The sequence below is a fragment of the Vibrio sp. D420a genome (genome assembly GCF_030248625.1).
Taxonomy (GTDB): Bacteria; Pseudomonadota; Gammaproteobacteria; order Enterobacterales; family Vibrionaceae; genus Vibrio; species Vibrio fortis_A.
In genome coordinates, this window is record NZ_JAHGAN010000043.1 from 1 (window position 1) to 12,396 (window position 12,396).

12 protein-coding genes and 1 other RNA gene are annotated in these 12,396 nt (G+C 45.6%); 9 read left to right on the plus strand and 4 right to left on the minus strand.

Going from position 1 to position 12,396, the window contains the following annotated elements; translation table 11 throughout:
- The first annotated feature begins 436 nt into the window (after nucleotides 1-436).
- Both KI743_RS21500 and vexH read left to right on the plus strand, forming a co-directional pair.
- The gene (locus KI743_RS21500) at nucleotides 437-1,504 is read left to right on the plus strand and encodes an efflux RND transporter periplasmic adaptor subunit (protein ID WP_032549582.1); all 1,068 of its coding nucleotides are present in this window, start codon (nucleotides 437-439) and stop codon (nucleotides 1,502-1,504) included.
- The gene (gene vexH, locus KI743_RS21505; RefSeq protein ID WP_285468111.1) at nucleotides 1,504-4,617 is read left to right on the plus strand and encodes a vibriobactin export RND transporter permease subunit VexH; all 3,114 of its coding nucleotides are present in this window, start codon (nucleotides 1,504-1,506) and stop codon (nucleotides 4,615-4,617) included. Before KI743_RS21500 ends, vexH begins: the two co-directional genes overlap by 1 nt.
- Nucleotides 4,618-4,709: 92 nt before the next feature.
- Here vexH and elbB read toward each other — a convergent pair whose 3' ends face one another.
- Nucleotides 4,710-5,360 (minus strand): isoprenoid biosynthesis glyoxalase ElbB, encoded by a 651-nt coding sequence (elbB, locus tag KI743_RS21510; RefSeq protein WP_285468112.1) that lies wholly within the window; start codon nucleotides 5,358-5,360, stop codon nucleotides 4,710-4,712.
- 401 nt (nucleotides 5,361-5,761) lie between these two features.
- Here elbB and KI743_RS21515 point away from each other — a divergent pair, with 401 nt between their 5' ends.
- A complete protein-coding gene (locus KI743_RS21515) occupies nucleotides 5,762-6,082 on the plus strand; it encodes a DUF1244 domain-containing protein (protein ID WP_261903803.1) in 321 nt (106 codons plus the stop codon).
- Between the two features lie 91 nt (nucleotides 6,083-6,173).
- Here KI743_RS21515 and KI743_RS21520 read toward each other — a convergent pair whose 3' ends face one another.
- Nucleotides 6,174-7,238 (minus strand): PLP-dependent cysteine synthase family protein, encoded by a 1,065-nt coding sequence (locus tag KI743_RS21520; RefSeq protein ID WP_150871575.1) that lies wholly within the window; start codon nucleotides 7,236-7,238, stop codon nucleotides 6,174-6,176.
- A 149-nt stretch (nucleotides 7,239-7,387) separates the two neighbouring features.
- Here KI743_RS21520 and KI743_RS21525 point away from each other — a divergent pair, with 149 nt between their 5' ends.
- Both KI743_RS21525 and KI743_RS21530 read left to right on the plus strand, forming a co-directional pair.
- The gene (locus KI743_RS21525; RefSeq protein WP_285403118.1) at nucleotides 7,388-7,843 is read left to right on the plus strand and encodes an Lrp/AsnC family transcriptional regulator; all 456 of its coding nucleotides are present in this window, start codon (nucleotides 7,388-7,390) and stop codon (nucleotides 7,841-7,843) included.
- 81 nt (nucleotides 7,844-7,924) lie between these two features.
- Nucleotides 7,925-8,623 (plus strand): hypothetical protein, encoded by a 699-nt coding sequence (locus KI743_RS21530; RefSeq protein WP_285468114.1) that lies wholly within the window; start codon nucleotides 7,925-7,927, stop codon nucleotides 8,621-8,623.
- A 93-nt stretch (nucleotides 8,624-8,716) separates the two neighbouring features.
- Here the strand turns inward: KI743_RS21530 and tesB are convergent, their stop codons facing one another.
- Nucleotides 8,717-9,577: an acyl-CoA thioesterase II gene (tesB, locus tag KI743_RS21535; RefSeq protein WP_032549575.1), complete on the minus strand. Its 861-nt coding sequence runs from the start codon at nucleotides 9,575-9,577 to the stop codon at nucleotides 8,717-8,719.
- A gap of 167 nt (nucleotides 9,578-9,744) precedes the next feature.
- Between tesB and KI743_RS21540 the strand changes: the two genes are divergently transcribed.
- Nucleotides 9,745-10,185, plus strand: a complete 441-nt coding sequence (locus KI743_RS21540; RefSeq protein ID WP_285468115.1) for a YbaY family lipoprotein — start codon at nucleotides 9,745-9,747, stop codon at nucleotides 10,183-10,185.
- A 49-nt stretch (nucleotides 10,186-10,234) separates the two neighbouring features.
- Here the strand turns inward: KI743_RS21540 and KI743_RS21545 are convergent, their stop codons facing one another.
- Complete coding sequence (locus KI743_RS21545; RefSeq protein ID WP_285468116.1) at nucleotides 10,235-10,537, minus strand: DNA base-flipping protein; 303 nt, start codon at nucleotides 10,535-10,537, stop codon at nucleotides 10,235-10,237.
- A 51-nt stretch (nucleotides 10,538-10,588) separates the two neighbouring features.
- Here KI743_RS21545 and KI743_RS21550 point away from each other — a divergent pair, with 51 nt between their 5' ends.
- The 3 genes from KI743_RS21550 (at nucleotide 10,589) to KI743_RS21560 (ending at nucleotide 12,395) form a co-directional block, all read left to right on the plus strand.
- Nucleotides 10,589-11,332 (plus strand): hypothetical protein, encoded by a 744-nt coding sequence (locus KI743_RS21550; RefSeq protein ID WP_032549572.1) that lies wholly within the window; start codon nucleotides 10,589-10,591, stop codon nucleotides 11,330-11,332.
- Nucleotides 11,333-11,556: 224 nt separating this feature from the next.
- Nucleotides 11,557-11,653: signal recognition particle sRNA small type (gene ffs, locus KI743_RS21555), an RNA gene on the plus strand.
- A 118-nt stretch (nucleotides 11,654-11,771) separates the two neighbouring features.
- The gene (locus tag KI743_RS21560) at nucleotides 11,772-12,395 is read left to right on the plus strand and encodes a TnsA endonuclease N-terminal domain-containing protein (protein ID WP_152471233.1); all 624 of its coding nucleotides are present in this window, start codon (nucleotides 11,772-11,774) and stop codon (nucleotides 12,393-12,395) included.
- The last annotated feature ends 1 nt before the right edge of the window (nucleotide 12,396 follow it).

The window sequence follows — 12,396 nt, forward strand, 5'->3', positions numbered from 1 at the left end:
TCGGGAACCCCTCCAGGGGTGTTTTCCTATCTCTAAGTGGATAGGCTTAAGAAATGTTTTTCCCAACGCATCTCTCAAGTGCGGAGCGCATCATAGCAAACACGTTTAACCTGTAAAGAGTTTTTCTTATGGTTTTGTGTTGAATGCTGCCTTTTTGGGCAAAGATAGCGAAAAGTGCGCGTTTTGCTCGGTAAGTGAACATATGTTCTGGCTGTACCGTATTGCTGTCCTAAATTATAGAGTGGGTAATTACCGTAAATGCCGAACGTAATTGTATTTAGTCGACCATTAAAGTTGGCTGGACTCGCGATATTTTACCGAATGTCAGCATAATTTATCGACATTTACACTTCTTGACGTTATTCGTTGCTATCAGTTGATAGAATACGGTTAATTACTTTATAGAGATCTCGAATCTAACTTACAGACTATCGTTATGACACATAAATCCATTTTATCTCTACTTAGCTTATCTATCATCTTGGCGTCTCCAGCCGTAGTTGCTAAGCGCATGGGGCCAAGCTCAGTGACTGTCGTTACTGAGCAGGTCGATATTCATCAAGTTAACCAGTCACTTTCACTGGTTGGTAAGCTAGAAGCTGAGCAATCAGTGATCATCTCTTCTGAGATCTCTGGCAAAGTTGACTCTATTCATGTCAAAGCTAACCAAGAAGTTAAGAAAGATCAGTTATTGGTTCAACTGGATGACGACAAAGCCAAGGCGGCGGTGGCAGAAGCAAAAGCGTATCTAAAAGATGAACGTCGTAAATTGGCCGAGTTTGAGCGCTTAGTAAAAAGAAACGCTATCACACAAACTGAAATCGATGCGCAGAAAACCAGTGTAGAGATTGCACTTGCAAGACTAGCGGCAGCAAATGCCAACCTAAAAGATCTTCATATTTCAGCACCATTTTCTGGCACCGTGGGTTTCATCGACTTTAGCCGTGGCAAACTCGTCAGTTCAGGTACTGAATTAGTGACACTGGATGACTTATCTGTGATGCAGTTAGACCTTCAGGTTCCAGAGCGTTACCTAGCGATGCTTTCAAAAGGTATGACAGTAACAGCACGCACAAGTGCATGGGGAGATACTGAATTCTCAGGTACTGTCGTGGGTATCGACTCACGCATTAACACAGAAACACTGAACCTGCGTGTTCGTATTCACTTCGATAACCCGAACGACTATCTAAAGCCGGGTATGCTCGTTTCAGCTGAGATGGACTTCCCACCCGTTGAAGCGCCTATTATCCCTGTGCAGGCTCTGCAATACTCAGGCACTAAGCGTTACGTTTATGTCGTCGGCGAAGATAACAAAGCGACGCGTACGGAAGTATTCCTAGGTGCTCGTATTGGTAACGAAGTGGTTATCGAAAAAGGCATCAATATTGGTGAGAAGATCGTGGTCCAAGGCATTGTGAACATGCGCGATGGCGTTCAGGTACAAGAGCTTGGTGTAACAACATCAGCGAAGCGTCAACCTCAGCAAGAGGAATCTAACTAATGCTGTTATCTGATGTTTCAGTAAAAAGACCAGTAGCAGCGCTGGTTCTCAGTTTGCTGTTAGTGGTGTTTGGTATCGTTTCGTTCAGCAAACTTGCCGTACGAGAAATGCCAGATATCGAGAGCCCAGTTGTTTCTATTAGTACTCGGTATGAAGGCGCTTCTGCGACCATCATTGAAAGCCAGATTACCTCCAATCTAGAGGATCAGCTATCTGGTATTAGTGGGATTGATGAGATCGAGTCGACAACTCGAAATGGTTCTTCACGAATTACAATTACCTTTGAACTCGGTTATGACCTTAATACTGGTGTTAGTGATGTTCGTGATGCGGTAGCTCGCGCTCAACGATCTTTGCCTGATGAAGCGGACGATCCGATTGTTTATAAGAACAACGGTAGTGGTGAGGCTTCGTTATACATAAACCTTAGCTCTACTGAAATGGACCGAACCCAACTGACGGACTACACCGAGCGTGTACTTATCGATAGGTTCAGTTTGATTTCAGGTGTTAGCTCGGTTGATATCTCGGGTGGCCTATATAAGGTTATGTACGTCAAACTCAAGCCTGAGTTGATGGCGGGGCGTGGTGTGACGGCAACGGACATTACTACTGCACTACGCAACGAGAACATTGAGAGCCCGGGTGGCGAGGTACGTAACGATGCGATCGTAATGTCGGTTCGTACTGCACGTTCTTATACCCAAGCGGAAGACTTCGAGTATCTGGTTGTTAAGCGTGCATCGGACAACTCTCCGATCTACCTAAAAGACGTTGCTGATGTCTATATTGGCGCAGAGAATGAAAACTCGACCTTTAAGAGTGACGGTATCGTCAACGTGAGCATGGGTATTGTGCCGCAATCGGATGCGAACCCGCTAGAAGTGGCTGACCTTGTTCACAAAGAAGTAGAGAACATTCAAAAGTTCTTACCTGACGGTACGCGCTTAGCGATTGACTACGACTCAACTGTCTTCATTGACCGCTCAATTACAGAGGTGTACAGCACCCTGTTTATCACAGGTGGCTTGGTTATCTTGGTTTTATACGTGTTTATCGGCCAAGCACGTGCCACTTTGATTCCTGCAGTAACGGTGCCTGTATCTCTAATATCTTCATTTATTGCAGCGTACTATTTTGGATTCTCGATTAACTTGATCACCTTGATGGCGCTAATTCTATCGATTGGTCTGGTAGTGGATGACGCTATCGTTGTAGTCGAGAATATTTTCCACCACATCGAACGTGGTGAATCGCCACTGCTTGCTGCCTATAAAGGTACGCGCGAAGTTGGTTTTGCCGTTGTTGCAACAACGCTAGTACTGGTGATGGTATTCCTACCTATCTCCTTTATGGATGGCATGGTTGGCCTGCTGTTCACTGAATTCTCAGTGCTATTAGCAATGTCGGTGATCTTCTCTTCGTTAGTTGCTTTAACACTGACGCCAGTACTGGGCAGTAAGATCTTAAAAGCTAACGTGAAACCGAATCGTTTCAATCACTTCGTTGAGCGCGTTTTCGGCAAGCTAGAGAAAGGCTATCGCAGCGTTTTGCGTCGCGCTCTGGCGTGGCGTTTGGCCGCACCAATCATCATTATTGCGTGTCTGGGCGGCAGCTACGGCTTAATGCAACAAGTGCCAGCACAACTAACACCACAAGAAGACCGAGGTGTGATCTTCGCGTTTGTTCGTGGTGCAGATGCAACCAGTTATAACCGCATGTCCGCCAACATGGATCTGGTTGAAGAGCGTTTGATGCCGCTACTAGGTCAAGGGTTCTTGAAGTCGTTCAGCTTACAGTCGCCAGCATTCGGCGGTAATGCAGGTGACCAAACTGGCTTCGTGATCATGATTCTAGAAGACTGGAATGAGCGTGAAACGACCGCTCAAGAAGCGCTAGGTCAAGTGAGAAAAGCGCTGACGGGAATTCCGGATGTTCGTATTTTCCCATTCATGCCGGGTTTCCGCGGCGGTTCGAGCGAACCTGTTCAGTTTGTTCTTGGTGGTTCGGATTACCCTGAACTGCAAAAATGGGCTGAGATCCTCAAGCAAGCGGCTGAAGACTCGCCAATGATGGAAGGTGCCGATATCGACTACTCAGAGAAGACGCCTGAGCTGTTGGTAACTGTCGACAAGCAACGCGCTGCTGAGCTTGGTGTGAGTGTTTCAGATATCTCAGACACGCTAGAGATTATGCTAGGTGGTAAGAGTGAAACCACTTTTGTAGAGCGTGGTGAAGAGTACGATGTCTACCTGCGTGGTGATGAGAACAGCTTCAACAACGCCAATGATCTCAGCCAGATTTACATGAGAACCCAGTCTGGTGAGCTAGTCACGCTAGATACACTAACTAAGATTGAAGAAGTTGCATCGTCGATTCGTTTGTCTCACTACAACAAGCAGAAGTCGATCACCATTAAGGCGAACTTAATGGATGGCTATACTCTAGGTGAAGCCCTTGATTTCCTTGATGAGCAGGCGATTGAGATGCTGCCAGGTGATATCTCGGTGAGCTACTCTGGCGAGTCTAAAGACTTCAAAGAGAACCAATCGAGCATTCTAGTGGTATTTGCTTTAGCGATGTTGGTTGCTTACCTCGTGCTAGCGGCGCAGTTTGAAAGTTTCATCAACCCGTTGGTGGTGATGTTCACCGTACCTATGGGGATCTTCGGTGGTTTCTTAGGTTTGGTGCTGATGAGCCAAGGTCTGAACGTCTACAGTCAGATCGGCATGATCATGTTGATCGGGATGGTAACTAAGAATGGCATCTTGATCGTTGAGTTTGCCAACCAACTGCGTGACCGTGGCATTGAGTTTGAAAAAGCGATTGTGGATGCGTCTGCGCGTCGTTTGCGCCCAATCATGATGACAGCGTTTACTACTCTGGCAGGTGCTATTCCGCTGATTACATCGACTGGTGCGGGTTACGAGAGCCGCGTCGCGGTAGGTACAGTTATCTTCTTCGGTATGGGCTTTGCGACACTGGTAACTCTGTTTGTTATTCCAGCGATGTATCGTCTGATTTCAGGTGCGACAAGAGCTCCGGGTCACGTTGAGTCTGAACTGAATAAAGCGTTGAGTCACGACACGGTCGGTCGTACTTCACACGGGTAGACTGTCTTTAGACTGAATGTTAAAAAGCTCGGCTTCTGAATTGAAGTCGAGCTTTTTTAACGCTTGGAATCTCGGAGATGAGCAGCTAGTCGTTACGCTCTCCCGACAACCTCTTTTACCAAACGCTCGATACCAGAGTTGGCTTCTGAAATAGAGCCAGCCAACATATAAGCAGGTGTAGAGACAATGTTGTGCTGGTCATCGATAACAATATCATTCACAGGGCACTCTTGGTGCACGCCACCCAGCTGCTGGAATGCGCCAGCGGTTCCTTCATCGTTACCGATTGTGCCCTTTGCTTGAGAAGCGTAAACCATTGGAATGATCACGGGCGCAATACACATGTAGCCAGCCGGTTTGTTCGCTTGTGCAAAAGAAAGACATGCGGTCTTAACATCTTCATTGATTTGACAATCTGCTTGAGCAACGGCAAAGGTGGTTAAGTTCTTCGCTGCGCCAAAACCGCCCGGCACAATCAAAGCATCAAAGTCTTGAGCAACGAGTTGTTTTACATCTTGAACATTGCCGCGAGCAATTCGCGCCGACTCGACCAGTACGTTGCGTGACTCTTCCGTTACCTCGCCGGTAAGGTGATTGACCACATGTAATTGGTCGATATTAGGAGCAAAGCAGTGCCATGTCGCCCCTTCTTTTTCAATAGCGTGCAGCGTTAATACCGCTTCGTGGATCTCGGCTCCGTCAAATACACCGCAGCCACTTAAAATCACAGCAATCTTTTTCATGGTAGTCCCTAAGGTTTGATGGTCGTGTAATGGTGTTCAACGTTTTAGTGGCTTGAACATCTTTAACTCAGAGCCTTAGCGTTGAACTGTTAATGTTATTTTGTCGTCTTGGTTTCGAGGTAGAACCGTATCATTAGTTCTAGATTCAGCATTTTTCATCAGCAAATCAAGCGGTTGTTTGTGATTTGTTGACCTATGTTCTGATACCAAATACCGCACATTTCTTAAGATTACTCTGCAAGATAAACCAGCCATAATGGTTAGGATACTAAGCATATTTAAGGGATGACGTTTACTTTCTAATACACAACGAAAAAGCACGACTTGTGTCTGGCGCGCTTGACACTTTTTTTGTATAACAACAGAGCTCAATACAAATAGAACAGAATAAGGAATGTAAAGTGGCTGAATTCAAATATAAAAATCTGTCTCAAGAAGAACAAGACAAGCTGGATGCGGCGACTTTTCGTCGTTTGTTGGCACATCTAGATGACAACAAAGATGTTCAGAACATTGATCTAATGATTCTTGCGGGTTTCTGCCGCAACTGCTTCAGCAAGTGGTACAAAGCAGAGGCAGAGCAACAAGGTCTAGACATCGATATCGATGATGCTCGTGAGCGCGTATACGGAATGACTTATGATGAGTGGAAACAAAACCATCAACCGAAAGCGACACCAGAGCAGCTAGCCGCGTTCGAAGCGAAGCAAAAGCCTGAGTAAACAACTCGCCCCATATTAAAAAAAGCGGCATGAACCTTTTCATGCCGCTTTTTGTTTTAAGCCTTTCGGTATTGTTTAAACAAACGAGTGTTTACAGCTCGCCAGTTTGGTTAAACACTTTAAGTTTTTCCGCGAATGGTTCAATATCACCGATGTTTTCACGAACCCACTCGTCATCAAAGTATGTGTCTAGGTAACGTTCACCGCTATCACACAACAGAGTCACGATAGAGCCTTTCTCGCCACGTGCTTTCATCTCGCTTGCTAGCTGTAATACGCCGTACATATTTGTGCCTGTTGACGCGCCGACTTTACGGCCAAGCAGTTCTGATAGCCAGTGCGTTGTCGCAATACTTGCTGCATCAGGAATAGTGCGCATTTCATCGATCACACCTGTAATGAAGCTTGGCTCAACACGTGGGCGGCCAATGCCTTCTATCTTACTTCCTTTGTCGCCAGTGAGATCGACATTACCTGTCTTAAAGAAGTCGTGGAACACTGAGTTCTCTGGGTCTACCACACACAGTTGTGTTTCATGTTGTTGGTAGCGGATGAAACGACCAATGGTTGCAGATGTGCCACCGGTGCCAGGGCTCATCACGACCCATGCTGGGATAGGGTGATCTTCCATTTGCATCTGGTTGAAAATCGAGTTGGCGATGTTGTTGTTACCGCGCCAGTCGGTTGCACGCTCTGCATAGGTGAATTGATCCATGTAGTGACCATTCAGCTCTTCAGCAAGGCGACGAGACTCAGCATAAATCTGGTCAGAGCGATCAACGAGGTGAGCTTGGCCGCCGTAGAACTCAATCTGCTCAATCTTTTTCTTGGCTGTGCACTTTGGCATAACAGCAATGAAAGGTAGGCCAAGCAAACGAGCGAAATACGCCTCTGATACTGCAGTACTACCAGATGAAGATTCAATGATAGTGGTCTCTGGACCAACCCAGCCATTACAAATCGCGTATAGGAAAAGTGAACGTGCTAAGCGGTGTTTTAGAGATCCCGTAGGGTGTGTACTTTCATCTTTTAGGTAGATATCGATGCCTTCGACACTCGGTAAATCAAGCTTGATAAGGTGAGTATCAGCAGAACGTTGAAAGTCTGCTTCGATTTTGCGGATGGCGTTGTTGATCCATTTATGGTCAGTACACATAGGGGTATCTCCAGAAATTTGACGTTGTTATTTTTATCTTTGCTATGTCACTAAATTAGCGGGAACCGCAGAGAAAAACTTTGCTATATTTACTGCATATTGATGACTAAGTAGAAAAAAATTCTCTTTTATAGGCTTTTATTAAAAACATGATCGATGCCACGGACAAAAAAATACTGCGTCTGCTACAGCAAGACAGCACACTGTCACTTAACGATATTGCGGAAGCTGTGAACCTCACTACGACCCCTTGTTGGAAGCGCCTCAAGCGTTTAGAAGAAGAGGGCGTAATCGAAAAACGCGTTGCGCTACTCAACCCAGAGAAGCTTGATCTCTCGTTTACCGCCTTCGTATTGGTTAAGACCAGTGATCACTCACATGAGTGGTATGGACGCTTTGTGGGCACCGTTACTGAATTCCCCGAGGTGATGGAGTTCTACCGAATGGCAGGTGAATATGACTACATGCTTAAAGTGCAGGTAAAGGACATGAAGTGCTTTGATGAGTTCTATAAGCGTTTGGTGAACAGTGTCGATGGTATTTCGAATGTGACCTCGACATTTGCGATGGAGCCTCTGAAGTACACCACCGCACTGCCGCTATAATTAATGGATAAGGTGTCGTTTGGTTAACGTAAAACATCAATGAGCTAACTCAAGGTACCAATAAGGAAAATAAGGACGTTTATGCAAGCAAAAGTCTCAATGGCCATTCAGTTGATATTGGCGACGGCGATTTTTTATTTGGGATACAGCATCTTAGCTTTTACCAATAAGGTAGGTGAGGTAGTGGACACTTACCCGCAGGTAATTGATGACCTGTCTGTTGTTACCAAAGAGCTCAAAGTGGAAGAGTTTCTTGCGTTAGCCGAGCATATTGATGAGCTGGCACCAGAGGTACTGCTGACAGTGGAGGCGGTGCGTCAAACCGTTGATGAGGTTAATCAAACTGTCGCTTCAGTGGACAGTAAGATCCCATCTATTCTGCTTGAAGTGAAAAATGTAAGAACAGAGACGGTGCCTACCGTATTGAAAGAAATTAAAGTATTGAGAACGGATGTGATACCTCCGACTCTCAACGAAGTCACACGTTACCGTGTGGATGTGGTGCCGCCTGTGCTGGCAGAAAGCCAAGCTTATCGTGAACAGGTCATCCCTGTCGTTGTGCAGGAATCTGCTCAGTTAAGAGAAGAGGTTCCAGGGATTTTGAATCAGGCAACAGAGCTAGTGGATAAGAGTAAGGTGTTAGCACAAACTGCGACTCAAGGGGCAGTTGAAGGGACAGTGAAAGGGGTGGTGTTGTCACCAATCAACTTGATTCGCGATGCCGGTAATGGGATTAAGACTCGCGTTCAGGGTGAAGAAGAAGTACCAGTCGCAGAATAGGTATTTGAACCATTAAGAACATAGAAAAGGGCTTGATTAGTACTCAAGCCCTTTGTGTTTTGGGTTAGCAATATTGGCTACGCTCGACGAAAATTACTTAGTAAAGCGCATGACGCCTTCTTGTACTGCCGTAGCAACCAGTTGACCTTGCTGGTTGTAGATCTCACCTCGAACCAAGCCACGAGTGTTGCTCGCGGTAGGGCTCTCTATTGCGTACAGCAGCCACTCATCCATCTTAAACGGGCGGTGGAACCAGATTGAGTGGTCAATAGTGGCCACTTGGAAATTCGGTGTCATCAGAGAAACTTCATGAGGATGCAGAGCCGTCACCAGAAAGCCCCAGTCAGAAGCGTAAGCTAGCAGGTATTGGTGAATCAGATGGTTGTCTGGCATTTCACCATTTGCACGAACCCATAAGTATTGCTTTGGTTCAGTCTTCTTCGGTTTTAGCGGGTTCACAACCGTAACTGGGCGCATCTCAATTGGCTTCTCGCCACAGAAAGTCTTTCTTAGTTTCTCAGGCAGGAACTCGGCAATATGGCTAGCAAGCTCTGTTTCCGATGCAAAATTCTCCGGACCTGGAATCTCAGGCATGGTGTTTTGGTGTTCAAAGCCTTCAGCATCACCATGGTATGAAGCGGTGAGATAGAAGATAGGGCGACCATTTTGAATCGCTTTAACACGGCGAGTGCTGAAGCTGCGTCCGTCTCGTAAGTTCTCTACATCATAAATAATCGGCTTCTCTGGGTCGCCTGGATACAGAAAGTAGCTGTGAAACGAATGGACACTGCGATCTTCCTCAACCGTGTAGCGCGCAGCAGACAACGCTTGGCCAAGTACCTGTCCGCCGTAAACTTGTGGCAGACCAAGGTTTTCACTCTGTCCTCGAAACAGACCCTCTTCCAGTTTTTCTAGCTGAAGTAAACTTAGTAATTCTTTTAATGGTTGACTCATTGCCAGAGTACCTCTTAATAAAATGAGAGCAGGTTAAAGGGTTAACCGAGCCACTCAGTCAAATATCTGTCAATAAATCATAGGGTTTCAAGACAGAATATGAAAGCTCTCTTATAATTAGCATTCAGTTTTGCTATATCCAGCAAACACATTGAGAGAAATATTTTATGAAAAAGGCTTTATTAATCGCAACGTCTTTAATCTCTTTTGGCTTCCTAGCTGGCTGCCAAACCACTGAACAAAGTGAGGCACCTCAACAGGTTGTCGCAGAAAACATGAAAATGGTAACCGGTACGGTAAGTTACCGAGAGCGCATTGCACTTCCTGAAAATGCACTAGTAACGGTAACACTAGAAGATATCTCACTGGCTGATGCACCTTCAAAGGTATTGGCGACTCAAGAATTCACAACTGATGGTAAGCAGGTGCCATTTGCTTTTGAACTGAAGTACGACGCTAGCCAGATCAAAACGAACCATCGCTACAACGTACGTGCAAGCATTCATGTTGATAGCAAGCTGCGTTTCACGACTGATACGATTGCCCCTGTAATCACTGATGCAGCGAACACAGAGTCATTGGATTTGCGTTTAGTAGGTGTGCGTTAATTGGTTGCTCTCTAAAAGAGAACGAACTGAATAAAGAACAATGGCAGCGTTACGGCTGCCATTTGTATTTTCTGAGCTTAATTTTACCTGCCTCGCTCACTTCAACGCCTTCCGCTTCTAAATGACGCTTTTGTCGCTCGAAGTCCTCGCCTTTTAGCGAAATCTCACCTTTACTATTAATGACCCTAAACCAAGGGAGCTGACTTCCCTCTGGTAAATTGCCCAAAGCTTTGCCTACGTGACGCGCATAGCCTGGAAAGCCTGAAAAACGTGCTATGTCTCCATAAGTTGTTACTTTCCCATAGGGAATTTGGTGAATTACAGCAAAGATTTGGGGTAAAAATTGGTCCATACTAACTATTCCTAGTTCATTAATACCACGGATCGGTAGAAGGAGAGAGCTATGGTATTTTCAACGTTTCAGTTCTTAGTGACAACCTTATTAGCGGTTGTTTGTGCCCGAGCTATTAGTTTAAGTGATGGTGACATTCCTGTTTTGGCGATGGTTATCCCTGCGCTATGGATTTTGCCGCAAGGAGGAGTCGCAGGCTTAGCTTTGCTTGCTTCAATGACCGTATACGGCCTGACACTTCCAATGCAGCCAATAACTTTATCAGTCAGTGCGTGGGTGTTGTTCCCTCTGCTGATGGTTGTTTTCTCACGCCGCAGTAGCTTGTCAGTACTTGTGGTTTCAGGATTAATTGTCACGACTCTACAAGTCGGCATTATGGTGACTCAGTCTGCAGGTAAGCTTGACGGTACGCCTTGGGTTACGGTTCTTCAAACCCTATCCATTATAGTTATCTGGTGGGCAGCGAATCACCTCAAACCGGCCAGTCGACACAGCTGGTGGTCATTGTTTCTGATATTGCCACTCTGGATAGCAGACTTACCTTATGCGGCACTAGTAGCCTTGTGTGTAACGGGCATCATGGCGTCAATGGAGGCGATGACTAAGCTCAAAACCTTCCGCTGGAATAAACTGTTGTGCTGGACACTGCCCACTGCTGGTTTCGCTGCTCTGGTGATTACACCGAGTATTGAGGTACCGAGCCCAGTATTTGTTGTGTGGTTATGCTTGCTAGGCACTGCGTGGATGACGGACTACATTATTCGTACAGAAGATAACGAAGATATCGATATCTAAGCGAGTGAATCGTACATTCGCAACGATGATCGTTCTAGTTCGCTTCACTTTGATCGCAGGTAAATGACCAATTTCCCTGCGATTTACTCGTGGTTTGAATAAAGGATAAGCACTTAGACCACAATTGTTTAAAAATAGGGTGGAAGGGCTTGCAATGGTTGCGGGGATGCTTAATAATCCAGTCACTCTTTGAGGCAAGCCTCTTAGAAAACGAATCTATGGGGGCCTGGTCCTCCCGCAACAATAGCTCGTGAACTCGGTCAGGTCCGGAAGGAAGCAGCCGCAGCGAGTGACTTGTGTGCCGGGATGTGGCTGGGTTCCCACCCTTTATGAAGCCTGCAATATATGTTCGCATAAATTGCAGGCTTTCTTCATATTTGCACCATAAGTCTTCATAGTCTATTTTTTGTTGTAGGTTTACAACAAAAGTGATTTTGCTATGTTCGACCAAACCAAGAAATCATCTCACGTACACAACATCTGTAAGTTCATGAGCTTGAAGAATGATGCGGTTGTTCGTACTCTCTCCATTTTAGAGTTCGATTTCTGCTTTCACCTCGAATATAACGCAGACATCAAAAGCTTTACGTCCCAACCTTTTGGTTTCCACTATCAATTTAATAATCGAAAGTGCCGATATACCCCCGACTTTTTGGCGACAGATCACGATGATCATTCAACTTTCTTCGAAGTAAAACACTCCAGTCAGATTCTCAAACCTGATTTCAGGGACCGATTCGAAGAAAAACAAAGAGTTGCGTTCAGTGAGTTTAACAGACGCTTGGTTTTAGTTACTGAGAAGCAAATTAGAATGGGACCAACTTTAGATAACTTCAAGCTACTACACCGTTACTCCGGATTGCGAACCGTGACTGAGTTTCAAAAGTTAGTGTTGGCGTTTATTCAACGTAAACAAATGGTGAAGTTACAAGAAGTGTCTTTGTATTTCGGTTTATCGGAGCAGGACACACTTATCTCTACTCTACCTTGGATCTCTTCAGGGCAAGTTAAAACAGACCTCAATAATATTGGCTTTGGGCTCGAAACTTACGTTTGGTGTTAAC